This window comes from Candidatus Poribacteria bacterium, assembly GCA_016866785.1.
Classification (GTDB): Bacteria; Poribacteria; WGA-4E.
Map to the genome: position 1 here is coordinate 1 of VGLH01000055.1, position 26,351 is coordinate 26,351.

Here is a 26,351-nt window from a genome sequence, read left to right on the forward strand (position 1 = left end):
TGCCCATGTCGACGAGGTTGTTCCAGGTGTGCGCGCCGGTCAGGTAGACGGCTCTGGGCGAGCCGTCGGGCGAGACCGATCCGTCGGTGAAGTAGCGCGGATTCGTCGGATGGACGGTCAGGGGTCCTCGCGCGGATTGCGCGCCGTGAGCCGTGTTCGCAGGCATGGCGTACCCTCACTCTGGCTGTGTGACGCTGATGAGCTCGACCCGTCCCTCGCCGCCCTTCTCGACGGTCTCCAGGACGAGCCCGACGCCCTTCGCGTAGAACTTGTGCTCGACGACATCGGGCTCCAGGGGCGTCCATTCCTTCGTCTGGAGCGTGTCCTTGTAGGAACCGAACTTGACCGTCGCGGACGCGCTCAGGCTGAGCACTTCCGCCATGTCCTCGGCTTCGCCCTTCAGGTACTCTTGCCGGTAGGCGTCGCCGACGTGGGGCTGCGCTTTCATGACGATGCCGGGCTTGGCTCCGCCGACGCCAGCTTCCCACGACCCGCCGGTTCCGACGACCTTGCCGCCGCGCATCTCCTTGGAGTCCTCGCCGAAGTACCAGATGTTGCCGTCGTTGTCCACGGCGTACCAGTCGAGCGTGTCCTCCTCGAGCTCGCCGTCGATCCAGACGCGGTCGCGCACGACGATGCACGCGACGCCGAGAATGTCGCGCGTCTGGTCGGTGACTTCGACCTGGACCTTCTCGCGGCCGTCGTCGGTGTCCCCTTCGTAAACCCAGATGGTTCCGACACGGAGCGGGAAGTAGGGATTCTCGACGCCAGAGGCGAAGTCGGCGGCGCGGATGACGGGGTCGTAGGGTTGGGCGTCGAGGACAATCTCGGGCTCGTCCTCGCCGCAGCCGGACAGTGCGAGTGCCAGCGATGCCACGCAGACAAGGGCAGTAGCTGCGTGTAAGGCTCGCACCATCGAGGACCTCCTATCGTGGTGCGCAGAGCGTATCTGGATCGAAGACGGGAGGTTCAGCAGGATGGAGATGTTTTCCGATCCATCTCACGATGAAGTCTGACCGCTGCCGGTGCGGCGGCGGTTCGAGCATCGTGCTTCCTCCCTACGGTACGCTCAGCACGTGCATCGTATCCTGGCGTACATTATAGCGTGAGGCGCCGCGGGCAACGCCATCCGCAACCGTTGACATCGACACGTCGTTGACTCACGCAGAGGCACGCGCGACGAATGCCGCGAAGGAGGGCGTAGTCATGACTCGTGAGGTGACGCACGCGGACTGGTTCGCCGAGATCGACCGATTGCGGGACCTGTGCGCTCGCGGCGACATCCCCGGCGCCCTCGCGGTCCTGCGGAAACACCCGGACGTCCTCGACAGCCCCGACCGCGATACGCGGTTCCCCTACCAAGCCTCCTGCCCCTGGTCACCCTTGAGCATCGCGGCGACGCATGGCCACGAGGAGCTCGTGCGCCTGCTGCTCGACATGGGCGCGAACCCGGTTCCCCACGAAGCTGCCTGCCAGTACCACGAATTCACCTACGCCGACTGGATGAACGACCTCTACGAGCGAGGCTACGGCGGCATCGTGGCGCGGATCGAAGCCGCCATCGAGCGGCGCTACGGGCCCCTTGTCGACGACGGCGATATCCACCAAGCCGTACGGGACGGCGACGCGGCGCGAGTCGATGCCCTCATCCGCAAGAAGCCGGAGCGCGTGCGCCAGGTGGATCGGATCGGGAACACGGCGCTCCATTGGGCAGCGGCACGGAACCAGCCGGAGATCGCGCACCTGCTGATCGAGGCTGGCGCGGACGTGGACGCCCTCAACGGCGACGGGCGGACGCCGAGCGTCGTCGCGCTGTTGGGGTTCCACCGCTATTGGCGGTACGAGGAGAAGCTGGACATCCTGCGCGACCTGCTGAATCACGGTGCCGTGTACACGACGCTCATCGCGGCGACCGTCGGGGATGTGGATGGCGTGATGCGGCTCGTCGCGGAGGACCCGTCGCGGGCGAACGCCGCCGATCCCTGCTTCCGGCGTCCCTTGTCCGGAGCCGCTGGGAAGGGGCATACGGAAGTCGTCCGGTTCCTGCTCGAGAATGGCGCGGACCCCAACGCGAAGGAGGCGATCTGTCAGGGAGGTCTGTCGCTCCGAGACGCGGCAGGCAGGGGGCATATCGAGGTCGTCCGCCTGCTGCTGGAACACGGTGCCATCCCGGAGCACTGGGTCGATTCGTCAGGCGATGCCATCATCGGAGCGGCGCACGGCAAGCACGGCGAGATCGTGCAACTCCTTCACGCCCACGGGGCGACGGCGGAGATCGGCTACTACGCGTCCAACCACCGCATCGACACAGTCGCCGAGATACTCCGCCTCGATCCGTCGAGAGCGCAGGACGCGCTGCCCTATCAGTGGTCGGACCACGGCGACGAAAAGACGGCGCTCAACATTATCCGGCTGGCGATCCGACGCGGCGCGCGGTTCGAGTCGGAGGGCTGGTACAAGCTCCTCAACACGACGTTGCACTACCCACGCGTGGCGAAGCTGTTGTTCGAGCACGGCGGAAACGCATCGCTGCCGTTGCTCCAAGCCGCCAATGGATTCCACGGCGCGACGCTGGAGACGGCCCGGTTCCTCGTAGAGGAGTGCGGGGCGGACGTCAACTTCGCCGCCGCCGAGAACTCGGAGTCGTGGCGCTACGCAGACGAATCGGTCCCAAAGAACGCGGAGGTCTGGACGCCGCTGTCGTTCGCGGCATCTGCCGGGAAGGCCGATGTTGCTGGATACCTGTTGGAACACGGAGCCGTCGTCGAGCCGGACGTCGTCGAGTGGATGCAGCCCATCCATCTCGCCGAGAAGCACGGTCACGCCGAAGTCGCCGAGCTCCTGCTGGAACACCGTGCGCGGGGATGACGTCCGGCAGGTCGCAGGGAACGTACACCGTTTGGCTCCTGTACGGGTCTCTATAGCGTGAGGTGACCCGTGCGGATCGCTCAACTTGTCACAGACGCCCAGGCGGGCAGCGCCGATGCGTTCGGAGAGCTCGTCCGTCGCTACCAGGGCATGGCGTTCGGGTATGCCTACGCCTTATTGGGCGACTTCCATCTCGCCCAGGACGCGGCGCAGGAGGCGATGCTCCATGCCTACCGCAGCGTCGGGGCGCTCCGCGAGCCGAAGGCGTGGACAGCCTGGCTCCGGCGGATCGTGTTCAAGCAGTGCGACCGTCTGCGCCGACGGAAGGCTTGGACGGTTCCGCTGGACGAGGCGATGATCATCGCGGACGGCAGCCCGTTGCCCGATGCCGCTACGCTGCTCGACGATCGACGGCGGCAGTTGCGCGCGGCTCTCGACATCCTTTCCGACGGCGAGCGGGCTGTTGTTGTCCTCTGCTGCGTCCACGACTACCGCCAGCGTGAGGTCGCCGAGTTCCTGAATGTCCGTGTCGATACGATCAAGAACCGGCTGCGCTCGGCGCGCCGGAAACTCGCGGGAGGAATGCTCGCCATGGCGCAGCAGGTCTTGAACGAAGGCGTTCCCAACATCCAGGAATGGTACGCCGAGATCCAGGAGCTCGCCGAGGCGTGCAAGCGGGGCGACATCGCCCGCGCGACGGCGCTTCTGGACAAGCACCCCGACGTCCTCGACACGCCAGACTGGGACGAGCGGTTCCCCTATCCGGGATCGTGCATCTGGTCGCCGCTGGGAATCGCGGCGATGCATGGCCACGAGGCGTTGGCGCGGCTCCTGCTCGACATGGGGGCGAACCCGGTGCCCATCGAGCGTGGCATGCAGTACCACCACTTCACCTATGCGAGCTGGATCGACGAGCTGCGCGACCGCCACTACGACGGCATCGCCGACGCCATCGAACGCGCCATCGAGGAGCGCTACGGGCCCCTGATGGACACGCCGGAGCTCTGGAGGTCTGTGCGCGAGGGCGACATGGAACGCGTCCGCGCCCTGATCGCCGAGAACCCGGAGCGCGTCCGTCAGGTGGACCACGCCGGAAGCACGGCGCTGCATCACGCTGTCGCCGTGAACAACCTGGAGCTCGTGCGCGTGCTCGTCGAGAACGGGAGCCCGATCGACCCCCGCAACGGCGCGCTTCGGACGCCCCTCGTCGCCGCGTTCTACAGCCTTCACTACGGTTTTCGCGACGAACCGAAGCCGGAGATCATCGACTATCTGCTCGCCAACGGCGCGGCGTACACGATGCTCATCGCCGCCGCGCGGGGCGACGAAGCGCGTATCCGCGAGCTGCTTCGCCAAGACCCGTCCCTGGCAAACGCGGCGGATCCCTGCCGACGCCGTCCAGTCTCCGCCGCGACGACGGCGGGGCATGCCCACATCGTCCGACTGCTGCTGGAGAACGGCGCGAACCCGAACGCGAAAGAAGCGACCTGCCAGGGTGGAATGTCGCTATGGCATGCAGCATGGAAGGGCAATACGGAGATCGTCCGTATGCTGCTGGACTATGGCGCGGAACCGAACCACTGGCTCGATTCCAGCGGCGACGCCGTCTTCGCCGCGCAGAAGTATCCGGAGATTCTCAACCTGCTCTACGCGCACGGCGCGACGATGGAGCTCCAGGTCTACGCCCACAACTACCGGATCGATGTCATCGCGGAGATTCTGCGGCTCGACCCGTCGCAGGCGAACGGCGTGCTGCCGTACGGCTGGGGCGACGACGGGAGCGAGGAACTCGCCTACAACATCATGAAGCTGGCGATTCGGTACGGAGCTCGCTTCGAGAACGCGTCCGGGTGGAACCTGCGCTGGACGGTGAAGCAGTACCCGAGGGTGTTCAAGCTGCTGCAGGAGCACGGCGCGGACCCCAACGTCCAGATTCTCGGCATCTCCGGCGACCTGAAGCGCCGCTGGACCGATCCGGAGCACCAGCTTCGGACGATTCGGTTCCTCGTCGAGGAGTGCGGAGCCGATGTAGACTGCCGCGACGAGGAAGGCTTCACGCCGCTGGCGAACGCATCGCGCGAAGGCTATCCGCTGCTGGTCGAGTACTTCCTGGGCAAGGGAGCTGACCCCAACGCGTCCGCGCCGGACTGGGCGAAGCCGCTGTTCGTCGCGCAGAAGGGCGGACACGCGGAGATTGTCGAGATGCTGCGAGAGCGCGGGGCGGCGTGAGTCTCATCTCTGCCGAGTCGACATTCCCACTGCCGCCGTTTCCATTTCCGCCAGAATGTCGAGGGCGGCGCGCCGTGGGTCTTCGGCACGCACGATCGGACGGCCTACCACGAGGTAGTCGGCACCCCAAGCGATGGCGTCACCAGGGGTCGTGAACCTCTTGTGGTCATTCAACGGGGAGTCCGACGGGCGAATGCCTGGCGTAACGATCAGCAGCGAATCCCCACCAGGTAAGCTCCTGATCGCCCGCACTTCGCGTCCAGAGGCGATCACGCCATCGCATCCCGCGTCCAGCGCCTTTTGGGCCCTGTTGAGCACCAACTGGTCAAGCGGGAGCCTGTAGCCGAGATCCATCAGATCATCCGAGTCGAGACTGGTAAGCACGGTGACGATGAGTATCTTAGGGCGATCGTAGTTCCCCCGACCCTCGATGGCCGCCCGGATAGTCGATCCGTTCTCGGAATGAACGGTAAGAAAGTCAATGCCCGCCTTCGCGGCGTTGCGCAGGCCGTTCCTTACCGTCTCGTCCACATCATTGTACTTGAAATCCAGGAACACCTTGCGGTCCGAGGTGATAAGCCACGAGACGAACTCCTCTAGCCCAGAGGCCATATGGAGATGGAGCCCTATCTTGAAGAAGGATACGACCCCATCCAAACCATCGACGATCTCTCGCGCTCGCTCAACCGACGGAACGTCGAGGGCTACAATGAGGCGGTCCCCAATCTGTGGGCTAGTCATTGGTCCTACTCTTGCTGGTCTGGTCACCTCTGGCGCCATCGTGAGGATTAAGGAGAGCTTGGTAGTCCTTGAGAACTCGAGCTACGGCTTCCCTCACAAGCACGCTCTTCGGAACCCTCGTCGTTTCGGATATGGTGTCGAGTTGCGCTACCTGGTCGGGTTCTAGAGATACGGTGATCGAGATCTTCCTTGTTACAGCCAACGGGCATTCCTCCTCATAGCGAAGAATCATGAGTATGCTAACCATAATAATTGCACTTGTCAAGGGCGAGGGCATACCCAGCTGCAAACGGAAGCTGCCGCAAGGATGTCCTGCAGTTCGCGCGGGCTCAAGCGAACGTGTTCGCGTTCCACGGCATCGCGCCGCTGTGGTACCATCGAAGCCGCTGCATTGCGCGGCGTCATGGCGGCAACGGCCCGACCCAACGCGCGTGCTGTCCGGCGGATCCCGAGGAGAACGTGTCATGGAGCTCATCTTCTTCACGAAGTTCCTCAAGAGTCTGAACCCTCAGCAGATCGGCGAAGCGGCGAAGCGCATCGGCGTCGACGGGGTCGATCTGGCGGTCCGAGACGGGTACGCGGTGAACCCGTCGAACGTCTCGACGGCGCTGGCTCCGGCGATGCGCACCTGGCGGTCGCAGGGCGTCACTGTGCCGATGGTGACCCTCGAAGGCGGCGCGACCGATCCGTCGGACCCGACCCTCATCGCGATCTTCGAAGCGTGCGGAGCCGAGGGCATCGGGCTCATCAAGCTGGGCTACTGGCACTGGGGCGGCTCCCAGCCGTATTGGGAGGGCGTCGCGTCGATCCGCCGCGCTTTGGAGGGGTTCACGAAGCTGGGAGAGCGAACGGGCGTCTGCAGCCTGATCCATACGCACAGCGGGAGTTGCTTCGGGCTGAACGCATCGGCGGCGATGCACCTGGCGCACGACTTCGACCCGAAGCATGTGGGCGTGTACCTCGACCCCGGGCACCTCGCGTTGTGCGGGGAACCCCTACCGATGGCGCTCGCGATGGTGGGTTCCCACCTGAAGATGGTCGGAGCGAAGAACGCGCGCCACGAACGCGCCGACGGCGGAAAATGGCGAACCGTCTGGACGACGCTCGCCGACGGGCTGGTTGATTGGGGCGGCGCGGTCCAGACGTTCGCGCGGTCCGGGTTCGAGGGTCCTTTCAGCGTCCACGGCGAGTACTCGGTCACCGAGGAGACAGAGGGCGTGCTCCGACTCGCCGCCGAGGATGTCGCGCTGCTGCGTGCTGCCGCTGGCTGAACGAGGTCGGCAGATGCCCGGATCGGTTCGACGTGAGATCGCGATGAGCCGCTACTTGACGGTGATTGCGGACGCGGACGCGATGGTCGCTGTCGCGCGCAAGCGTCCAGGTCACGTCGGATGCCCTCCGACGTGCCACGACTGCTGCCACTCGGGCGCCGTTCTGCCCGTCGGCGCGGTCGAGATGGAGCACATGCTCAACGCGCTGGAAGCCTTCCCGCCGGCCCTTCAGGCGTTCATTCTGGGCAAGGCGCAGGCTTCTGTGGCTCGGTTACGAGCGGCTGGGCTGGACGCGGACGCGATCATGCAGGACCCCACGGCGGCTGCCGATGCTGCGCTGGACGATAGGCGCGTCTCGGCGTGTGCGTTCCTGATCGGCGGCGTGTGCTCCGTCTACGAACACCGTCCGATCATCTGCCGGACGTGGGGCGTACCGCTTTCGACGGGCGATAGCGTTTCGTGCTGCCCCAAGACGCGGCTCGCCGTCGATCCCGACCCGGCATCGGCGTTGCCGTATCCCGAGCTCTGGCGCCGCGTTCGGGTTCTCAGCGCGTCGCTGGATCAGGAGAACAAGGAGCCGATGGCGTACGCCGCACTCCGCCGATGGGAGTTGCGCCGAGCGGGCGAACCGTGAGGCAGGCGGCTCGATGCAGGCAGGACGTGGACGGTTCCGAAGCGGTCGCCGCGCCTGTTCGGTTTGCCTTAGCCCGTTGGCTGCACTAACATACGCTACGGCGTCATGGCGCTGGAGAGCCGCCCTGCGCCTATCGACAGGAACAGCGGGCTGGATTGCAGACAGAACACGGATCCTACGACACACACGTTCGGACGGAGGATCGGGCTTCATGATTCGAGCTGGCAGGCCCAAGCACAAAATCTGCCGGAAGGCGGGCTATTGCCTGTGGGGCGACCCGCGCTGTCCCTCGCTCAAGCGTCCCTACGCATCCGGTGAGCACGGGCAGAAGCAGTATCGGCGGTCGGACTACTCGCGGATGCTTTTCGAGAAGCAGAAGCTCCGATACACGTTCAACGTGACGGAGCGTCAGTTCCGCAACAGCTTCGACAAGGCGAAGCGGATGGCGGGAGTCACGGCGGAGAATCTGCTTCGGCTGCTAGAGACACGGCTCGACTCGATCGTGTTTCGTTCCGGGTTGGCGGCGTCTCCGTTCCATGCGCGCCAGCTCGTCGCTCACGGGCATTTCCTGCTCGATGGGCATCGGGTCACGATTCCTTCGATGGTGATCAAGCCGGGACAGGTCATCTCGATCCGTCCGAAGTCGCGCAGCCAGGATTGGGCTGACATCGGCGTGGCGCACCTCGACAACCTGCCGGTTCCTTACCTGCAGGGGAACGCGCAGCAAGGCTCCGTTTGGCTGACCGCGCTTCCCAACATGGATCAGGTGCCCATCGGCGATATCGACGTGCAGCAGACGGTTTCCTACTACTCGCGCGTGTAGCGCAGGAACCGTCCGACGGAGCAAAGACCGACGAATGCCCGGGCTCCTGAGGGGCCCGGGCATTGCCATCTCGCACTCCGTAGCCGTCTATCGCGTCTTCAGATACCCCCATGCGATGGGCGCCTTGCTGTGCGGGGACACCGCCAGCACGGCTTCGGTGTCGAGCGTGACGTCGTCGGGCGGGGGCTCGACGCGCAACGTGTAGCCGCATTCACCGCCATTCTCGCCGACTTCGGCGAGAATGGGAACCCACTCGCCTGCCGGCACGGTCGCCTCTCCGGCATCGGTGTCCATTGCCCAGTTGCGGTCAGCGAGCCCTTCGGTCGTCTTGACTCCGTTCACCCAGGTCGTCTCCGGGTCGTCGCTCCCAGCCTTGAAACTGATCTTGCCGCCCTTGCTCCATTTTGCCAAGCAGAACAGGTACTGATGGAACTGGTTCAAGCCGGTGCCGCCCCATTCCACCCAGTCGAACTGATTCCCGCTGGCGAAGAGGTTTCCCTGTTTCGCGTCGACGAGGTCCTGGAAGTTGATGGGGATCCACCAACTGCCGTCCTTGCCGATGCCCTCCGAGTTCTTCTTCGACTTCATCCCTGCGACTGGGTAGCTCTTGGCGTTCTTGGTCGTCACCTCCAGCTCGGAGACGCCCATGTAGTCCTTGAGCAAATCCTTCGCCATCGACGCGACGCCGCCGCCTGCGCCCAGGATGATGGGCGGATCGAGGACGAGCCAGCTCATCAGGTAGAACCCCTTCTTGAGGGGTCCCTCTCCGCCGAGGTCGACGTCGCTCATGAACCCGTACTTGCCGGTGTAGTAATCGAGGTGCTGGTGCTTGCTGTCCGCAGGGACTTTCTGCACCAGCCGCTTCGCTGTGTCGGGTCCATCCTTTGCCAGGAGACCCAGGGGCAACGCAGCAAGAGCCAGAATCGACACGACGAGAGCAGACCTACGCATGGCGCCACCTCCTCCGCTCGGGACTGTTATCGCCGCCGCGTGACCAGATGCCGCGCGGTCTGGCATACCGTCGCGAGTGTCCAGGTAGCGTAACGCAAGCCAAGCATTCGAGCAACGAAATCGTCACGTCTCACCGGGTCGTTTTGTTGCCCGGCGCTGGTTCGGGTAAACTGACGAAGCCGGAGCTGCGTCGAACACGTCCGTCCGCCCTACCAGTCGAGAATAGAAGGGACCCGTCGTGTGATGCGCATGCGGCATCTCCGGTGCGGCTCGATCTTGGTCATCGCTTTGCTCGCCTGTGCGTCAGGCGCGGCGGCGCAGTCGGCGTCATACGGCAAGCTGGATCCCCTCCTGGTTCCTCTTCTCAGCCGATCCGTCGAACAGGTTCCGTACGTGCAGCCCCTCATGCGGAATGGGCGGATCGTCGCGCTCGTCCGGACGATTGGCGATCCGCGCTCACTCTCTCAATACGGCGTTCGTGTCAACACGGTCGTGCGAGACATCGCGTCGGTGGAGATTCCACCCGATGCGTTGCGCGGCTTGGTGTTGTCGCCGCAGATCGTCGCCATCGAAGGCGCGAGGCGCGCGACTCCATCGGCTCCGGCTCAGGACGCCACCGCCGAACTGACGGGCGTTCTGGAGGTTCACGCGTCGAGCCCGTCGTATACGGGACGCAGAGTCGTCGTCGGCTTGGTGGATATCGGGATCGACTTCGACCACCCAGCGTTCCGCACCGAGGCTGGCAGAACACGGATCGTGTCGTTGTGGGATCAGATCGTGACGACTCCGGGGGGCACCCCGGTCGAGGCGACCTACGGGACGGAGTGGTCAGCCGCCGACATCGACGCCGGTCGGGCGTGGTCCGTCACCGACCCATACGGTCACGGGACGCACGTAGGCGGCATCGCAGCCGGGAACGGACGGTGGACCCGCGATGCGGCGCGAGCGAACGACGCAGCCGTTCGTTACACGGGCGTCGCACCCGACGCCGACCTCATCGTCGTGCGCAGCTCGCTGCTGACGCCGGACATCCTCGACGGAGCGGCGTACATCTTTCTGCGAGCGCGTCAGTTGGGCTTGCCTGCCGTCGTCAACATGAGCTTCGGAAACACGTGGGGCTCGCACGACGGACGCGGGCTCTTCAACGAGGCGCTGAACCTGCTGACATCCGGCATGCCGGGTTCCATCATCGTCGCGGCTGCCGGAAATGAAGGTGACCAGAACACGCACGCTCGGGTCGTGCTTCAGCCTGGCGCCGCCCCGAAGCGCGTCTACTTCCGATCCGAGTTCGCCAGCGAAGAGGTCTTCGTAGAGACGTGGCAGGCGCTGGGATCGGACGTGTTGGTGAAAGCGCTGTATCCGCGCAACGCGGCGGGCGACTTGACGGATTTCGGCATCGGCGATATCGCGCCGGGACAGATCGGCGGCGGGATCCTGGCTGGAGGACCGACCAAGAGCCTCGAATGGTTCCTCAACTACGTCCAGAGCCCGCCGGAGCAGCCCGACCAGGAGACGCTCTTCGTCGCGCTGTCGCGCGCGGGCGACTACGTCGTGCCCATCGACGCCTACGACTTCGCCCTCGAGTTCTCCGGTGAGGGCACCGTGGATGTCTACATCCATCAGGGGCACTTCGTCGCCAAGCCGTCGGACGCCGATTCGGTCAAACCAGACGGGCTGCGTAGCGTCGGCGCGCCTGCGGAAGCCGATGCGGTGATCGGCGTCGGCTCCGTTGCGACGCGTAACTCCTGGCTCGACGCTTCCGGGCAAGTGCAGACCCGCAGCGCCGTCGTCATCGGCGAGCGCTCCGCCTTCTCCAGCGCGGGCCCGCGCCGCGACGACGCCCGCAAGCCCGATATCGCCACGCCGGGCGAGTACGCCATCGCGCCGCTCTCGAGTGATCTCGTCTCCCTGGTGACGCCGTCGAGGATCACGCCGGACGGCAGGCACATCGTGTTCCGCGGTACGAGCATGTCCTGCGCGTACGCGACGGGGCTGGTCGCGCTGCTGCTACAGCAGAACCCGACGCTGACATCGGATGCCGCCAAGTCGCGGCTCGCGGCGGCGGCATCGGGAGCGGCTTGGAACCCGCTGGTAGGCGTCGGCATGCCCGACGCGCGTCGTCTGCTCGGTATCCCGGCGACCCCGACCGGCGTTCGCACCGAAGTCGGCGCCGGTACGGCTTCCGTCTCATGGGCTCCCAACGCCGAGTCGGACATCGCGTACTACCGCGTGATCGTCGACGGGACGGCGCGCGATGTGCGCGGCGCGACGCGTCTCGACGGCATCGCCGTATCGGCGGCGGGAACCTCGATTCGCGTCTCGGCGGTCAACGGAGCCGGCAGGTCGAGCGCGCCTTCGGAGCCGCTGATGCTGCGCCCGAACGCCACGGTTCCTGCGCCTTCCGGGGTGCGGATCGCGTCCCTGGATCGCCGTCTGTTCGTCACCTGGAACGCTGTGCCAAACGCCGTGTCCTATCGCGTTCACTGGGGCGTTCGTCCGGGCGACCGACCCAACATCGCGGAGTCCCGAGACACCAGCGCGCCTCTTGCGGCTCTGACGAACGGCTCCATCTACTATCTCGTCGTTGCAGCGGTCGATGCCGCTGGCAACGAGAGCCCCGCGTCGCCGGAGGTTAGCGGATCGCCGCACTCTCCGCTGGCGCTCTCGGTTCCCAAGCTGACTGAGAGAGCCGGATTCCCCATCGAGCTCACGGGCGACATCTTCGCCTCGCCGACCGTCGCGGACGTGGACGGAGACGGGAAGCTCGAGGTATTCGTCGGCGGGTTCGACGGGAAGGTCTACGCGTGGCGGTCAAACGGCACGCCGCTCGTCGGATGGCCCCAGACGGCGGGCGATCCGGTCGTCGGCGGGGTCGCCATTGGCGACATGGACGCCGACGGAACCATGGATGTCGTCGTCGCGTCGGGCAGGCGCGTGCTGGCGTGGACTTGGCAGGGAACGCGGCTGCGCGGCTATCCGGTGACTGCGCCGAACGTCATCCGGTCCGGGGCGGTGCTTGCCAGCATCGGCGCGGACCGCACGATGGGGGTGTTCGCGTGCGTCGCGGAAGGCGCGTCCGGCGTCTACGGATGGGACGCCAGCGGGAAAGAGCTCGCCGGGTTCCCGCTGCGTTTCGGTGACAATGAGTATTCGTACACATCGCCGCTGATCGCCGATACGGACTTCGACGGCGCGATGGAGGTCTACGCGACGACGGTTCGCGGACCCATCTACGGCTGGGGGATCGACGGGAAGGCGCGCCAGGGCTATCCGGCATTTCCGGAAGGCGGAGTGCGGGAACACGCGTCACCGACCGCCGCGATGCTTGGCGGGCAGACGCTCTCGATGCTATTCACCGGCAGCGACGCTGGCGTGGTCGCCTATTCGCCTAAGGGCGAAGTCGCGTCCGGCTTCCCGGTTCCCATGATGACCGACACGGACGCCCCCGTGAGCACAGGCGACTTGGACGGCGACGGGGTACCCGAGATCCTCGCCGCCGACGGGATCGGCTTCATCCATGCGTGGCACGCCAACGGGGAACCGGTCGAAGGGTTCCCGGTCGCCCTGCTGGACACGTGTCCGGCGACGCCTCTGGTTGCCGACCTGGACGGCGACGGCAGGTCGGAGATCGTCGCCATCGCGAACGAACGACGGGGCGAGGGATGCGTCGTGTACGTGCTGAACCCCGACGGCTTGGCGCGTTACGTCGCCGTCTTGGATGTGAATGTCGTGGCGACGCCCGCGCTGGCGGACATCGACGGGAACGGTCGCGTCGATCTGGTCGCGACGACGCTGCGCAGGCAGGCGGACGAGGACGATCCAGCCGCGACTCCGGCGTTGGGCGGGCGCGTGTTCGCCTGGGAGCTGCCGGTAGGCGTCTCTCGCGCCGACTACGCGTCCGACCGAGGAGGTCCTGCGCGTTCGGGCGTCGCTCGGTTCGGACTGCCGGTTCCCAGTGTCGTCAGCAAGGCGCAGGCGTCTTGGCGCAAGGGGAAGGCGCGCATCACCTGGTCGGCGTCTGACAATCGTGGGAACCTGGGCTATCGTGTGCTGCGATCCCCGCGTGACGGCGGTCCCGCGACGCCCGTCACCGACGTCCTCATCCGCGCGAAGAGCGTGAACGGGTCGGCGTCGGCGGATTACACCCTGGACGACTCGACTTCGGATCCGTTACAGGCGTACCGTTACGAGATCGTCAACGTCGGGACGATGGGTCGGCAGGCGTCTGCTGCGACGATCGAGCTCAAGTCGCGCGCGGAGTCGACGCTGGCGACGCAATGGGGTCGTCTCAAGAAGGTCGTTGCGATGGCTCCTTATCCGATCCCGGCGAACCCGGAGGTGTGGATTCCCTACGCGCTCGGAGAGGCCAGTCACGTCACTATCACGATCCACGACGCTTCGGGTGAGCTCGTGCGTCAGGTCGAGGTTGGAGCGCGCGAGCCGGGCTCTTACTCGACGCGGGCGAAGGCGGCGCACTGGGACGGCCGGAACGATCTGGGCGAGCCGGTCGCCAGCGGGGTCTACTGGGTGCGCGTCATCGCCGATTCGATCAGCGCTCCTCCCCGCCGTGTGCTGATCGCCAAGTAGCCCTCCCGTGCGCGCCCTCATCCCGACCTTATCCCTGAAGGCGAAGGAGCCATCAGGGTTGGCGTCCCATTACGGAGTCCCTTCACGGGGAGATTGGGTGAGGGATCCGTGCGCGGCCCCGCCGCCCATGCTCGCCCGTTGCTCCCTGACGGACGGTGTGGCAATCTGAGCCGGCGATGCCTGTGCCCGCTCCGCTCCTTACGATCCGGTGAGCCGTCTCGGCGCGGACGTGCTACGCCCTTCCATTCGGAGGACTTCGACGACATGGCAGAGCTTCTGACCAACCCCTACGCCGCCGAGGGAGAGTGGCTGCGGGGCAATCTGCACACGCATACGACGCTGAGCGACGGATCGCGCGATGCCGCCGCCGTCATCGCGGACTACGAAGAGCGCGGATACGGGTTCCTCGCCATCTCGGATCACGACCGCCTGCTCGACCCGCAACCGCACGTCGCCGACAGGTCGCTGGTGTTGATTCCCGGCGTCGAAGTGTCCGCCCGGGGCCCGCACATCCTCCACATCGGCGCGAGCGCACTGCTGGAGCCCGACCCCGACCGCCAGGTCGTCGTCGACGGGATCAAGGCTCAGGGCGCCATCGCCATTCTGAATCACCCGAACTGGGGCAGGACGTTCAACCACTTCCCACACGAGTTGATGGAGTCCCTCACGGGCTACGACGGCATCGAGGTCTACAACGGCGTCATCGAGCGGCTCGAAGGCACGTCGCTGGCGACGGATCGATGGGACCGATTATTGTCGGCGGGTCGCCAGGTGTGGGGATACGGCAACGACGACGCCCATCTGCCATGCGATGTCGAGCTCGCCTGGACGGTCGTCCGCGTCTCTGAGCGGAGCCCCGGAGCCGTTCTCGATGCGCTTCGGACGGGCAACTGCTACGCCTCGACGGGCGTCGTGGTTCGCGACATCGCTGTGGCTGACAGCCTGCTTCGCATCGATACCGAGAACGCAGAGCGGATACGGTTCATCGGCAAGCACGGCGTGTTCCTCCAGACCTCCGAAGGGCGTTCCGCAACGTTTGCGCTTCCCACGACTCCGGAGGACGCCCAGCGTCTGTCGTACGTCCGCGCGGAGTGCTATGGCTCCGGCGGCCGGGTCGCTTGGACGCAGCCGTTCATCTGCTGCGTGTGAGCGTCGGGCCCTCTCGCCAGGCTTCGTCCGACGGACACCGTCCACGGCACATATCGACCGCCTCGCCAAGCGCTCGTAAGCCCGTCTCTCGGAGGGCGTCGGCGTGAGGCCCGCAGAAGACCGCGTCCGTTTCGCGCGGATCGTGCCCCTGTCACTGCTGTGGATCGCCCTTCAGAGCGCCATCGGCGGCTACATGCACGGCAACTCCATCGGGCAGCTCATCGCGAACCACCTGCCGATGGGGAGCGTGTTCTTCCTGGTTGTCGTCGTGTTCGCGGTGAACCCCATCCTTCGGACGATCTCACCGCGCCTGCCGTTCGGAACCGTCGAGCTCACGATCGCATGGGTGATGGTTACGGCGGGATCGTCGGTGCCGGGATACGGGATGATGGAGTTCCTCTTTCCGTACTTGGCGGCTCCGCTCTACTTCGCAACGCCGGAGAGCCAGTGGCGCGAGGTCGTCCTGCCGCATCTGAAACCATGGCTCTACGTGTCCGACCCCGACGCGGTCACGGGGTTCTTCCGAGGTATCGGGCCCAATGACCCGATCCCGTGGGCGGCGTGGGCGCGTCCGGCGGCGTTCGCCATCGCGCTCTCGTTGACGTTCTTCGGACTCGTGCTGTGCTGGAGTGTTCTGATCCGTCGCCAATGGGTGGAGCGTGAGCGGTACGCGTTCCCGATTGTCCACGTCGCGCACCTGGTGACGCGCGAACGGGGCGCGGGGTTCTTCAACGAGACGCTCCGCGATCCGCTCCTGTGGGGCGCGATGGGCGTGATGTTCGTCATCCACCTGCTGCGCGGCCTGCACGGCTACTTTCCGTCGGTTCCCTCGGTTCCCGTGGATCTCGACATCGCGCCGCTGTTCCCCAACAAGCCCTGGAACATGCTCGTACAGTCATGGCCTCTGTGGTTCCACGTCTACTTCTCGGTCGTTGGCGTCACCTACTTCCTGCACCTGGACGTCGCGATGAGCCTGTGGTTCTTCTTTGCGATGTACAAGTTCCAGGAGGTGTTCTTCTCGGCGTTTTCCATCACTCAGGTCGGTACGCAGCAGCAGGTGATGGGTGCGGTGCTCGTCTTGGGTGTGACGCTGCTGTGGAACGCCCGACGCCATCTCGGTTCGGTTCTGCGAGGGCTGTCGGAGGGACGCGGATCGGATGATGCAGGCGAACCGATGCCCTACGCCGTTGCCATCGCAGGCGTGATCGTGGGAGCCATCGCCTTCGCGACGCTCTGCCTGGCGATGGGTATGGAGTGGCGGATGGTTCTCGCGTTCACGGCGCTGCTGTGGCTGATGGCGACCGTCGTCGGCTGGCACGTGTCTAACGCGGGCTTGCTGCTGGTGAACGTCGGATTCAGCCCTTACCAGCTCTTCACGACGGTTCTCGGAACGCGCACCGTCGGGTCCCGGAACCTCGTCCTGATGGGGTTCGACCGGTCGTCGATCCCGCACTGGACGTCCGAGTCGCTGATGCCCTACGCGCTCCAGAGCTTCCGGCTAGTGGACATGCACGGACTGCCGTCGCGCCGATTGCGCCTGCCGCTGCTGATGGGCGTGAGCATCGTGCTGGCGGTTGCCGTGGCGTTCGTCGCATCGCTGACGTTCATCTACCGACAGGGGGCGCTGAACCTGGAGCCGTGGGTGTACGTCGGCGTTGGCAGGAATGGGCTCGACAACGCCGCGCGCGCCGTCCAGAATCCCATTCCGCCGAACGTGCCCGGCATCCTGAGCGTGGGAGTCGGAGCGGCCGTGATGGCGTTCCTGCTGATCATGCGCCATCAGTTTTTGTGGTGGCCCCTGCATCCTCTCGGGTACGCGCTGGGCATCACGTGGGCTCCGTTCCATCTGTGGTTCTCGACGCTCGTCGGATGGACGGCGAAGCTGCTGATCCTGCGGTTCGGCGGATTCGGGCTGTACCGACGCTGGCGGCCGCTGTTCCTGGGCTTGATCCTGGGCGAGTACTTCATGACGGCTATATGGAGCTTCATCGGCTTGTTCACGCGAGTCAGCTACTGGGGCCTGCCGCACTAGGAGACGCCGTGCCGACGCTCGAAGCGCGAGCCATCACGAAAGACTTCGCCGGCGTCCGCGCGCTGGACTGCGTCTCGCTGCGGATCGAGTCCGGTGAGATTCATGCGCTCTGCGGTGAGAACGGCGCGGGCAAGTCGACGCTCATCCGTGTCTTCTCGGGCGTCTGGCGGTATGGAACGTACGCCGGGGAAGTCGTCCTCGATGGCGCGCCGATCCGCCTCGACTCCATCCGCGATGCCGAGCTAGCCGGGATCGCGGTCATCCACCAAGAGCTCGCCTTGGTTCCTGACCTCTCCATCGCCGAGAACCTGTTCCTGGGCAACGAACGGACACGCCGGGGCGTTCTGAGTCGCCGAGAGATGGTCGAGCTCTCGCGCGAGCAGCTTCGCCAAGTGGGGCTCGACGCCGATCCGCGAACGCGGCTGGGCGACCTGGGCGGAGGAGCCCAGCAGCTCGTCGAGATCGCCAAGGCGCTGCTGCGGAACGCGCGACTGCTGATTCTCGACGAACCCACCGCTGCGCTGACGCCCTCTGAATGCGGTCGGCTGCTCGACATCCTCCGACGGCTCAGGGAGCGAGGCGCCACCATCGTCTACATCTCGCACAAGCTCGAGGAGGTGTTCGACATCGCTGACCGAGTCACGGTTCTGCGCGATGGGAGCGTCGTCGAGACCTGGCCCGTGGCGGAGCTCACACGCGATACCCTCATCGCTCACATGGTTGGGCGCGATCTGGATCGGCTCTACCCGCCGCGGCGTCGGGTCGGAACCGCCGATCCGAACGGCCCCCCGCCCGCTCTGCGCGTGGAGCGATGGTCGGTCCGTTCGCCGGACGGGAAGCCGCTGGTGGAGGACGTGTCGTTCGAGGCGCGGTACGGCGAGGTGCTGGGCGTCGCAGGGCTCGTCGGGGCAGGCCGGACGGAACTGCTGATGAGCCTGTTCGGCTGGCGGCAAGACGAGGTACGGGGCTCGCTGCGCATCGACGGGCGACCGTCGGCGATCAAGAGCCCTCGCGATGCCATCGTCCACGGGATCGCCCTCGTCGCCGAGGATCGCAAGCGCTACGGCGTCCTGCTCGATTGGGCGCTCGACCGCAACATCAGCCTTCCGAGCCTCGCAGACCTGCGCCGATGGCTGGTCATCGACCGGGCGAGGGAACGCGAGTTGGCAGATCGCGCCGTCCGCGCTCTCGACATCCGGGCGTCGGGTCTCGACGCGCCGGTGAGAACGCTGAGCGGCGGGAACCAGCAGAAGGTCGTCCTCGGCAAGTGGACGAGCCGGTCGCCGCGCATCCTGCTGCTCGATGAGCCGACGCGTGGCATCGACGTCGGCGCGAAAGCCGAGATTCATGCGCTCATCGACCGGCTCGCCCGCGATGGGGCGGCGGTCGTCATGGTGTCGTCCGAGCTCCCCGAGATCCTGGGCATGAGCGACCGGATCATCGTTCTACACCGTGGGCGGCTCGTCGGGTCGTTCGACGAAGTCGAGGGGCTGGCACAGACGGACGTCATGTCGCTGGCATTCCAGACCAACGGAGGTCGTTGACGTGCTGCGCCATCACCTGCGCACCTACGCGATGGTCGTCGCGCTGGTGGTGATCTGGGTCGCCTTCGCCGCGATGACAGATGGGGTCTTCCTTTCGGGGCGGAACCTGGCGAACCTGACGCGCCAGGCATCGGTGACGGCGATTCTTGCGGTTGGCATGGTGCTGGTCATCGTGAGCGGGAACATCGACCTGTCGGTGGGATCGCTGTCGGGGTTCCTGGGAGCGTGCATGGCGATCCTCCACGCCTCGTGGGGCGTACCGGCGACAGTCGCCTTGGCGATGGCGGTGTGCCTGGGAGCGATCATCGGGGCACTGCACGGCGTTCTGATCGCGTACCAGCGGGTTCCTGCGTTCATCGTGACGCTCGGCGGGTTGATGGTCTATCGAGGCGGCATGCTCGCCGTGACGCAGGGCGAGACGATCCCTCTGCCGATCGGCTCGTGGATGCGAGCCATCGGGAGCGGCAGCGTTCCGGATGCCGCGTGGGGCTTGCCGGTTCCGCTGCTGTGTGTGGCGGTCGTTGCGGGAGCCTTCCTGTTCGTATCGTCGCTGACGCGGTTCGGCAGGCACGTCTACGCGACGGGAGGGAACGCCGAAGCCGCGCATCTATCCGGCGTCAACACGCGAGGCGTCGCGTTCCTCGTCTTCGTCCTGATGGGCGCGCTGTCGGGGATCGCCGGAAGCGTGCTCACGGCGCGTGTCGGGAGCGCGAGCCCGGAGGCGGGCAGGCTGTTGGAGCTGGACGCCATCGCGGCGTGCGTCATCGGCGGCACGAGCCTGATGGGAGGCAGGGGCGGCATTCCCGGAGCGCTGCTGGGCGCTCTCGTGATGGAGAGCCTGAACAACGGAATGAGTCTGGCGAACATGGGTGTCTTTTGGCAGGATATGGTGCGCGGCGGGGTGCTGGTTCTGGCGGTGTGGTTCGATATTCGGGTTCGGCAGAGGGGGGCATGACATGGCAGTGAGCGGCGCTCGCACGTTGAGCGAGGGCGCGCTTCGGGGCTTCGCGCGCGCGATCTTCGAGGCGTCCGGCGTGCCTCGTGACGAGGCGGAGATCGTCACCGAGGTGCTCGTCCGCGCGAACCTGTCGGGTCACGACTCTCACGGCGTCATCCGAATCCCGCAATACTGCGGGTCGATTCGCGCCGGCGTCTACGTGCCCGGAGCCGCGCTCGACGTGGTTCACTCGACGCCGACGACGCGCATCTACGACGCGCACTGGGGGCTGGGGCAGGTCGCCATGACGCGGGCGCTGGACGAGAGCATGCGCCTCGCGCGGGATGTCAGACTCTTCTCGTTCGGCATCCGGCAGTGCAACCACATCGGTCGGCTGGGGCACTACGCCGAAGTCGCGGCGGCGAACGGGTTCGTATCGATCGTCACGGTGAACAGCACGGGCATGGGAGCCGCCGTCGCGCCGTACGGCGGTCGGGAAGGACGCCTGGGAACCAACCCGTTCTGCATGGCGTTCCCGACGGGCCGCGACCCGATCCTCGTCGATATGACGTCGAGCATCGTCGCCGAAGGAAAGATACGCGTGAAGAGGAACCGGGGCGAAAAGCTCCCGGACGGCTGGATTCTGGACCGGCAGGGGAACCCTAGCAACGATCCGGCGGACTTCTACGGACCGCCGCGCGGAGCCATTCTGCCGTTCGGCGGGGAGGTCGCGCACAAGGGGTTCGCGCTCAGCATCCTCGTCGAACTGCTCAGCGGGACGCTCACAGGCGCCGGGAACGTCGGCGAACGCGAGGGACAGATCGGCAATGGGGTTTTCTGCCTGCTGATGGATGTCGAGGCGTTCCGTCCGCTTGGCGACTTCGAGTCGGCTGCAACACGGCTCGCTGAGTACGTCCGAAGCTGCCCGCCGGCAGAAGGGTTCCAACGGGTCATCATGCCGGGGGAACCCGAGGCGGAGACACGGCGGCGTCGGAGTGCGTCGGGGATCGAGATCGACGCGACGACGTGGTCGCAGTTGGCGGACGAAGCGGCGCGATACGGCTGCGAGACGCCCTGAGCCTAAACATTCGGTAGCGCCTCGCGTCTATAATGAAAGGTATGCGACGTGCCTCGGGCTCGAACAGGAGCGAGTTAGTGCGCAAGAAACTGGGATTGGTGTTACGGATCGTCATCCTCCTCGCCGTTGTGGCTGGGCTGGGCTGGGGCGCGACCCGCTTCATGGGGTGCAGCCGTAAGGGTGTCGCCCAGACGTCGCGCTTCCGCATCGAGCAAGCCCGAGTGGGATCTTTCGTCGTCCGTGTTCAGGAATCCGGGACGCTGGAAGCCCCCCTTTCGGTGGACATCAAGTCGAACGTCGAAGGTGAATGCGTCGAGCTCGCGGTGAAGGAAGGCGACCACGTCGAACAAGGGCAGTTGCTCTTGCGCATCGACGATGAGTAGATCCGCGAGGAGATGAAGCAGGCGCAGGCGAACTACAACGCCGCCGTCGCGCAGCGCGACAGCGCCCGCGAACAGACGGTCGTGACGACGAAACGCCGCGATTCCGAGCTCGCCCAAGCCGTCGAATCGGTGCAGTCCTCACGGGCTGCGCTGGAGTCGGCGAAGCAGACGACCATCCAGCAGACCGGGCAGGCTGAAACCGACATCCTCACGGCGACGGACTCGCTGGAGCGGGACAGGATCGCCCTGACCCAGGCAGAGATTCAACTCCAACAGCTCGACATCGCCGACACGCAGCTCAAGGCGCAGCTCAACAGCGCAAAGATCTCGCGCGACAACGCTCAGCGCGAGCTGGCGCGAAGCCAAGAGCTCTTCGACAAGAAGTACCTGAGCCGTAAGGCGCTGGAAGACTCGCAACAGGCGCTGGCGTCAGCCGAGAGCTCCTATGAGAGCGCCCAGAAGAACGTCGATGCCCAGGCGAAGAGCATCGAATCGCAGAAGGCGACCATCGCCGCGCAGAAACGAGTCATCAGTTCGCGCGAGACGACGCTCAAGTTCCAGCGAGCCAACCTCGAGACGCTCAAGGCGTCCCGTGATGCGTCCGAGCGCCAGGCTGCCGCCAACCTCGCATCGGCGCAGTCGCGCCTGAACGAGATTCGCGAGACCATCGACGCCGAGAAGAAGATGGCGCAGTTCTCCGAGGCGAGCGCCGAGGCGAACGTCCTCCGGGCGCAGAGCGCCTTGAAGAACGCGAACCAGCGACTGGGATGGACCGTCGTCCGCGCTCCCAAGAGCGGGACAGTCACCAACCTCGAGCTTGAAGAGGGCGAGATCATCACGTCGGGTCGTTCCGCGTTCTCTCAGGGCCCAGCGATCATGACGGTCGCCGACCTGTCGCAGATGATCGTCAAAGCAGCGATCAACGAAGTCGATATGGGTCAGGTATCGCTCGATCAGCGGGCGGAGATCTCGGTCAGCGCTTTCCCCAACAAGAAGTTCGACGGACGCGTGCGAGCCATCGCGCCCAGCGGGCGGACGGTGGACAACGTCGTCCGGTTCGAGCTCGAGATCGAGGTGGTGGGTTCGCCGCAGGAATTGATGCCGGGCATGACGGCGGACGTCGATATCTTCGTGATCGATCGCGAGGACGTGCTCCAGGTTCCCATCGAGGCGGTTCAGGAAGAGGACTCGTTCGGCATCCAGATGTCGATGAAGCCCGAGGAACAGGCGAAGGTCGCCGTCGGCGACAAGGTGACGCTGGAGATGCGCCTAGGCAAGTCGGTCGAAGCCCGTGTCGACTCGCTGGGCGACCTCGTGCAGTTGTCGCTCCTCGGTTCGACTCAGGGCTGGCGTCCGGGACCGGTCGAGTTCACGCTCGTAACCGGCCCGGGCGAGCGTCTGCCAAGCCTGTCAGGACGCGCGACGCAGACGAAGAGCCGGTTTGTCGAGGTCGTCAAGCCCGGCGGCGAGAAGGGCGAGAAGAAGAAGCCAGAGCCAGAGGTATCTGAGGGTCCGCCTGCGGGCGGAGGGCGTCCGGGCGGAGGACCCCCAGGTGGTGGACCTGGCGGCGGTCGACCCGGCGGCGCTCCGGGCGGAACCGGCGGGAACAAGGGCGAAGCAGAAGAACCTCCTCCTCCGACGGATCGCGTACCGGTCCAGGTGGGCATGAAGAACGAGGCGTTCTACGAGATCGTGTCTGGGCTGTCCCCGGGGACGAGCATCCTCGTGAAGCCGCCCGTCGCAGCACAACCGCAGCGACCGTCATTCGGACGAGGTGGCTGACAATGCGTTCGTTGGAGGGTGTGCTCCAGGGTTTCCGGGGCATCTTCGAGAACAAGCTGCGCTCCGGGCTGACCACGCTGGGCATCACCATCGGGATCGCCGCCGTGCTCTCGATGGTGAGCATCAGCGACGGGGCAGAACGCATCATCCTCGACGACCTCGAGAAGCTGGGCGGTAACAACCAGTTCGGTCTCTTCCGCTCCGATTGGGTCGAGAAGAACGGCCGTTGGCAGCGGAACACGAGCTCGGAGTATTTCACGTACGACGACGTGCTCGCCATCGAGCGCGAGTGCAAGTCGGTGCTGCGCGTCATTCCGCGCGTTCCTAGGTTCGGCGGCGTGCGGATGACGGCAGGCAGCGGCGCGGCCGCCACCGAGACCATGGCGGGCTACCAGGCGACGACCGAGACGTTCATGGAAGGCATGAAGTGGCGTCCCGAAGAAGGTCGCTTCATCACCGAGGATGACAACATCGACTGGGACAAGGTCGTCGTCGTCGGGAGCACGGTCGCTGAGGAACTCTTCGGAGACGCCGACCCGCTCGGGGCGGAGATGAAGATCGGCAACGACCGGTTCACCGTCGTCGGCGTCATGGAGCCTCGGGGCACCAGCATTCAGTTCGGCTTCGAGCTCGACCGGACGACGATCATTCCCCTCAGCACCGCGCAGCGCCGGTTCAACGGGAACGACCAGGTTCCTATGCTGACCGTTCAGGCGGTCAGCACGGAGAAGATTCCTAAAGCCGTCGAAGAGGTTCAGCGGCTGCTGAAGCGCCGTCACGGCTCCGACGACTTCTTCAACACGTGGCTCCCAGGGGGGCAGAACCTCGAGTTCGTGACGAAGCTGACTCGAATGCTCCGGTGGGTACTTGGCGGTATCGCCGGGTTCTCGCTCTTCATCGGCGGCGTCGGAATCATGAACATCATGCTGGTTACGGTAACGGAGCGGACGAAGGAGATCGGGCTGCGCAAGGCGATTGGGGCGCGGCGTCGCGACATCCTGACGCAGTTCCTCATCGAGGCGTCGACGCTCTGCATCACGGGAGGCGTGCTGGGGCTGATCCTGGGAATCCTGTTCGGATGGGGTTCCGCCACGGTCATGTCGAGCCCGCAGATCGGGGGATTCGTCGGCGGGCTTCTGGGGTTCCAGGGGAAGTGGGTGGCTTGGCCCTGGTCGGTTCCGGTCGTGTGGATCTTCATCTCGATGGGTGTCGCCCTGGCAGTGGGGGTCTTCTTCGGCTTGTATCCGGCTTGGAAGGCAGCCCGGCTCACTCCGATCGAAGCGCTGAGGCACCAGTAAGGATCGCGCATGCCGACGAAGATGCCATTCGACCCGAAGTCGATTCTGTCAGGCGCCTTTGCCGCTCTGGCGATCCTGTTGCTGGTCGTCATCCCCGTGCTGATCGGGTATGTGCTGATCACCCGCGCGGGACGTGAAGCCCTCGGAATGGGCATTCAGAACCTTCGACGCAGCGTGCTGCGTACCCTGCTGACGATGATCGGTATCGTCCTCGGCGTAGGAGCCGTCGTCGGCGTCATATCGATGGGCGACGGCGCTCGACAGATGGTCGTCGACGAGGTGGCGAAGACCGGCGGAACCAGCCTGATCGAGATCTACCGCGACGAGTGGGATCGCCAGGGCGGCAGCACGGTGACGGCCCGAACGCGGTCGCGGCGATGGGGACGGTGGGGGCGGAACCGCGCCAAGCCGGTCGACTATCGCGACTTCCAGAACCTCCGGATGTTCCTGACCAGCATGACCGCCATCAGTGCCGAAGACGACTTCGGGCGTGGCGTCAGCGTCCAGTTTGGCGGGCGCGAGAAGGAGACGTCCCTCATCGGGACGACCGAGCAGTACGAGGAGACCCACGACTGGCCCGTCGAAAAGGGCAGGTTCATCAGCGAGACCGACCTCGCCAATGCCGAGCGAGTTGCTGTGATCGGCGCCAAGATTGCGCGGGACATCTTCGGATCGACGGACCCCATCGGGTTTGAGATCCGCTGCCGCAGACCCGGCGGATGGCAGAGCTTCGAGATCCGCCTCCAAGTGATCGGCGTCATGTCCGAGAAGGGCGACACGACCGCGACGCAAGGCTGGGACGAACGCGTCATGATGCCGCTGACCGCCTACCATTCGCGCATCACAGGCAATGACGAAATCGAGCGGATGCGGATCAAGGCGACGAGCGTCGACGACGTGACGGCGACCGTCGAGGAAGCCAAACTCGTCCTGGGACGCCGTCACGAGGACGTGAATGCGTTCCAGTACTGGACGGCCGTGGAGGAGATCGCGACGGCGGAACGCCTGGGAACCATCCTGAAGCTGTTGATGGGCGTCATTGCGGGCATTGCCCTGGTCGTCGCGGGCATCGGGATCATGAACATCATGCTCGTCTCGGTCACCGAACGCACGCGGGAGATCGGCTTGCGCAAGGCGATCGGGGCGAAGCGCCGAGACATCATGTTCCAGTTCCTGATCGAGACCTCCGTGCTCAGCCTCGTCGGAGGCTTGCTGGGCACTGCCGCCGGGGTTGGTCTGGGACGCGGAGCCGCAAGCCTGCTCGAGAAGTACATCCTCTCCGGCAGCCAGTGGCCCTCGGTGGTGTCGATGAACTCCATCGTCGTTGCGATGGGCGTCGCGTTCGTCGTCGGGGTCGTCTCCGGCGTATATCCCGCCAACCGAGCCGCGCGGCTCACACCGGTCGAAGCGATCCGCTCCGACTAGCCCTCTGCGCCGTACGTCCTCAACATGTCGGCGATCTCATCGTGTCCAGCCGCGATGGCGCGAGCCAGCGGGCGAGCGGGGGGCACCTCGCGCGGGAAGTCCACGTCCGCCCCCTGCTCGATGAGAAACGCCGCCATCTCCTGTCTGCCCTGAAGCGCCGCCTCAGCGAGGGGCGTCTTGAACTCCCACAACTCGATGCTGTTCACGTCGATTCCCGCGTCGAGGAAGAAGCGCGCCATCTCGACGTCCCCGCGCTGAGCCGCCGTGTGCAGGAACGTCTTGCCCAACCAGTCGCGCCGCCTAATGTCAAGTCCGTGCCGCATCAGCAACTCGAACTGGGCAACGGTCTCAGGGTACTCGTCGCTGGGCCAGTCGGAATGCGGTTCGATCCGCTCGCCGAGTCGCGGGTAGGCTTCGAGTGCGGCGCGCAGAAGGTCGAGATCGCCCAACTGAATGAATCGCCGTAGGTGTTCCGTGTCTTCGAGAATCGTCGTGTCGTGTCGGACGCGCTCTCGTAGGTTCTCAGCGGTCAGGGCGAAGTGCGGCGTGACCGCCCCGTACGCCCGCAGGAGGTCCTGCATGGAACCGCATGCCTCCGGGTGCTTGTGGGCAACGATGG

General features: G+C 65.6%; 20 protein-coding genes. 15 read left to right on the forward strand and 5 right to left on the reverse strand.

Annotated elements, in window-relative coordinates; translation table 11 throughout:
* Nucleotides 1-175 precede the first annotated feature (175 nt).
* Nucleotides 176-916 carry a hypothetical protein gene (locus FJZ36_09730; GenBank protein MBM3215179.1) on the reverse strand — a complete coding sequence of 247 codons (741 nt, stop codon included), beginning with the start codon at nucleotides 914-916 and terminating at the stop codon, nucleotides 176-178.
* Nucleotides 917-1,206: 290 nt separating this feature from the next.
* On the opposite strand from FJZ36_09730, the gene FJZ36_09735 reads away from it, so the two are divergent.
* Together FJZ36_09735 and FJZ36_09740 are read left to right on the forward strand one after the other, a co-directional pair.
* Nucleotides 1,207-2,868 (forward strand): hypothetical protein, encoded by a 1,662-nt coding sequence (locus tag FJZ36_09735; protein ID MBM3215180.1) that lies wholly within the window; start codon nucleotides 1,207-1,209, stop codon nucleotides 2,866-2,868.
* Between the two features lie 69 nt (nucleotides 2,869-2,937).
* Nucleotides 2,938-5,097 (forward strand): sigma-70 family RNA polymerase sigma factor, encoded by a 2,160-nt coding sequence (locus FJZ36_09740; protein MBM3215181.1) that lies wholly within the window; start codon nucleotides 2,938-2,940, stop codon nucleotides 5,095-5,097.
* Between the two features lie 3 nt (nucleotides 5,098-5,100).
* Here FJZ36_09740 and pyrF read toward each other — a convergent pair whose 3' ends face one another.
* Both pyrF and FJZ36_09750 read right to left on the reverse strand, forming a co-directional pair.
* Nucleotides 5,101-5,838, reverse strand: coding sequence for an orotidine-5'-phosphate decarboxylase (gene pyrF / locus FJZ36_09745; protein ID MBM3215182.1), 738 nt, complete (start codon nucleotides 5,836-5,838; stop codon nucleotides 5,101-5,103).
* The gene (locus FJZ36_09750) at nucleotides 5,831-6,313 is read right to left on the reverse strand and encodes a ribbon-helix-helix domain-containing protein (GenBank protein MBM3215183.1); all 483 of its coding nucleotides are present in this window, start codon (nucleotides 6,311-6,313) and stop codon (nucleotides 5,831-5,833) included. Before FJZ36_09750 ends, pyrF begins: the two co-directional genes overlap by 8 nt.
* On the opposite strand from FJZ36_09750, the gene FJZ36_09755 reads away from it, so the two are divergent.
* Genes FJZ36_09755 through rpsD form a run of 3 tightly spaced genes read left to right on the forward strand, consistent with a single transcriptional unit; the run spans nucleotide 6,069 to nucleotide 8,566 of the window.
* Nucleotides 6,069-7,109 (forward strand): sugar phosphate isomerase/epimerase, encoded by a 1,041-nt coding sequence (locus tag FJZ36_09755; protein MBM3215184.1) that lies wholly within the window; start codon nucleotides 6,069-6,071, stop codon nucleotides 7,107-7,109. The genes FJZ36_09750 and FJZ36_09755 overlap by 245 nt on opposite strands.
* A gap of 13 nt (nucleotides 7,110-7,122) precedes the next feature.
* Complete coding sequence (locus FJZ36_09760; GenBank protein ID MBM3215185.1) at nucleotides 7,123-7,743, forward strand: hypothetical protein; 621 nt, start codon at nucleotides 7,123-7,125, stop codon at nucleotides 7,741-7,743.
* A 13-nt stretch (nucleotides 7,744-7,756) separates the two neighbouring features.
* Entirely contained in the window at nucleotides 7,757-8,566 is an 810-nt protein-coding gene (gene rpsD, locus FJZ36_09765) for a 30S ribosomal protein S4 (protein MBM3215186.1), read from the forward strand.
* Nucleotides 8,567-8,653: 87 nt separating this feature from the next.
* Here the strand turns inward: rpsD and FJZ36_09770 are convergent, their stop codons facing one another.
* Complete coding sequence (locus tag FJZ36_09770; GenBank protein MBM3215187.1) at nucleotides 8,654-9,517, reverse strand: hypothetical protein; 864 nt, start codon at nucleotides 9,515-9,517, stop codon at nucleotides 8,654-8,656.
* Nucleotides 9,518-9,760: 243 nt separating this feature from the next.
* On the opposite strand from FJZ36_09770, the gene FJZ36_09775 reads away from it, so the two are divergent.
* From FJZ36_09775 to FJZ36_09820, 10 genes are all read left to right on the forward strand, one after another.
* Complete coding sequence (locus tag FJZ36_09775) at nucleotides 9,761-14,104, forward strand: hypothetical protein (protein MBM3215188.1); 4,344 nt, start codon at nucleotides 9,761-9,763, stop codon at nucleotides 14,102-14,104.
* 264 nt (nucleotides 14,105-14,368) lie between these two features.
* Nucleotides 14,369-15,253, forward strand: a complete 885-nt coding sequence (locus FJZ36_09780) for a phosphoesterase (protein MBM3215189.1) — start codon at nucleotides 14,369-14,371, stop codon at nucleotides 15,251-15,253.
* Between the two features lie 103 nt (nucleotides 15,254-15,356).
* The gene (locus tag FJZ36_09785; protein MBM3215190.1) at nucleotides 15,357-17,285 is read left to right on the forward strand and encodes a hypothetical protein; all 1,929 of its coding nucleotides are present in this window, start codon (nucleotides 15,357-15,359) and stop codon (nucleotides 17,283-17,285) included.
* Complete coding sequence (locus tag FJZ36_09790; GenBank protein ID MBM3215191.1) at nucleotides 17,231-18,829, forward strand: sugar ABC transporter ATP-binding protein; 1,599 nt, start codon at nucleotides 17,231-17,233, stop codon at nucleotides 18,827-18,829. Before FJZ36_09785 ends, FJZ36_09790 begins: the two co-directional genes overlap by 55 nt.
* A 31-nt stretch (nucleotides 18,830-18,860) precedes the next feature.
* On the forward strand, nucleotides 18,861-19,784 hold the full coding sequence (gene rbsC / locus FJZ36_09795) for a ribose ABC transporter permease (protein ID MBM3215192.1): 924 nt from the start codon (nucleotides 18,861-18,863) through the stop codon (nucleotides 19,782-19,784).
* Nucleotide 19,785: 1 nt separating this feature from the next.
* Nucleotides 19,786-20,844, forward strand: a complete 1,059-nt coding sequence (locus FJZ36_09800) for an Ldh family oxidoreductase (GenBank protein ID MBM3215193.1) — start codon at nucleotides 19,786-19,788, stop codon at nucleotides 20,842-20,844.
* A gap of 32 nt (nucleotides 20,845-20,876) precedes the next feature.
* Nucleotides 20,877-21,227 (forward strand): efflux RND transporter periplasmic adaptor subunit, encoded by a 351-nt coding sequence (locus FJZ36_09805; GenBank protein MBM3215194.1) that lies wholly within the window; start codon nucleotides 20,877-20,879, stop codon nucleotides 21,225-21,227.
* A gap of 12 nt (nucleotides 21,228-21,239) precedes the next feature.
* Nucleotides 21,240-23,009, forward strand: a complete 1,770-nt coding sequence (locus FJZ36_09810; protein MBM3215195.1) for an HlyD family efflux transporter periplasmic adaptor subunit — start codon at nucleotides 21,240-21,242, stop codon at nucleotides 23,007-23,009.
* 2 nt (nucleotides 23,010-23,011) lie between these two features.
* A complete protein-coding gene (locus FJZ36_09815; protein MBM3215196.1) occupies nucleotides 23,012-24,307 on the forward strand; it encodes an FtsX-like permease family protein in 1,296 nt (431 codons plus the stop codon).
* A 9-nt stretch (nucleotides 24,308-24,316) separates the two neighbouring features.
* On the forward strand, nucleotides 24,317-25,732 hold the full coding sequence (locus tag FJZ36_09820) for an ABC transporter permease (protein MBM3215197.1): 1,416 nt from the start codon (nucleotides 24,317-24,319) through the stop codon (nucleotides 25,730-25,732).
* On the opposite strand, the gene FJZ36_09825 is transcribed toward FJZ36_09820, so the two are convergent.
* The gene (locus FJZ36_09825; protein ID MBM3215198.1) at nucleotides 25,729-26,313 is read right to left on the reverse strand and encodes an ankyrin repeat domain-containing protein; all 585 of its coding nucleotides are present in this window, start codon (nucleotides 26,311-26,313) and stop codon (nucleotides 25,729-25,731) included. The genes FJZ36_09820 and FJZ36_09825 overlap by 4 nt on opposite strands.
* Nucleotides 26,314-26,351: the final 38 nt, after the last annotated feature.

Coding starts and splice junctions, on each gene's coding strand:
- FJZ36_09815 (MBM3215196.1), top strand. CDS start 23,012: ATGCGTTCGTTGGAGGGTGTGCTCCAGGGTTTCCGGGGCATCTTCGAG.
- FJZ36_09820 (MBM3215197.1), top strand. CDS start 24,317: ATGCCGACGAAGATGCCATTCGACCCGAAGTCGATTCTGTCAGGCGCC.
- FJZ36_09755 (MBM3215184.1), top strand. CDS start 6,069: ATGAGTATGCTAACCATAATAATTGCACTTGTCAAGGGCGAGGGCATA.
- FJZ36_09790 (MBM3215191.1), top strand. CDS start 17,231: ATGGAGCTTCATCGGCTTGTTCACGCGAGTCAGCTACTGGGGCCTGCC.
- FJZ36_09800 (MBM3215193.1), top strand. CDS start 19,786: ATGGCAGTGAGCGGCGCTCGCACGTTGAGCGAGGGCGCGCTTCGGGGC.
- FJZ36_09825 (MBM3215198.1), bottom strand. CDS start 26,313: ATGCAGGACCTCCTGCGGGCGTACGGGGCGGTCACGCCGCACTTCGCC.
- FJZ36_09805 (MBM3215194.1), top strand. CDS start 20,877: ATGAAAGGTATGCGACGTGCCTCGGGCTCGAACAGGAGCGAGTTAGTG.
- FJZ36_09730 (MBM3215179.1), bottom strand. CDS start 916: ATGGTGCGAGCCTTACACGCAGCTACTGCCCTTGTCTGCGTGGCATCG.
- FJZ36_09760 (MBM3215185.1), top strand. CDS start 7,123: ATGCCCGGATCGGTTCGACGTGAGATCGCGATGAGCCGCTACTTGACG.
- rpsD (MBM3215186.1), top strand. CDS start 7,757: ATGCAGGCAGGACGTGGACGGTTCCGAAGCGGTCGCCGCGCCTGTTCG.
- FJZ36_09780 (MBM3215189.1), top strand. CDS start 14,369: ATGGCAGAGCTTCTGACCAACCCCTACGCCGCCGAGGGAGAGTGGCTG.
- FJZ36_09735 (MBM3215180.1), top strand. CDS start 1,207: ATGACTCGTGAGGTGACGCACGCGGACTGGTTCGCCGAGATCGACCGA.
- FJZ36_09750 (MBM3215183.1), bottom strand. CDS start 6,313: ATGAGCTCCATGACACGTTCTCCTCGGGATCCGCCGGACAGCACGCGC.
- pyrF (MBM3215182.1), bottom strand. CDS start 5,838: ATGACTAGCCCACAGATTGGGGACCGCCTCATTGTAGCCCTCGACGTT.
- FJZ36_09770 (MBM3215187.1), bottom strand. CDS start 9,517: ATGCGTAGGTCTGCTCTCGTCGTGTCGATTCTGGCTCTTGCTGCGTTG.
- FJZ36_09775 (MBM3215188.1), top strand. CDS start 9,761: ATGCGCATGCGGCATCTCCGGTGCGGCTCGATCTTGGTCATCGCTTTG.
- rbsC (MBM3215192.1), top strand. CDS start 18,861: ATGGTCGTCGCGCTGGTGGTGATCTGGGTCGCCTTCGCCGCGATGACA.
- FJZ36_09810 (MBM3215195.1), top strand. CDS start 21,240: ATGAAGCAGGCGCAGGCGAACTACAACGCCGCCGTCGCGCAGCGCGAC.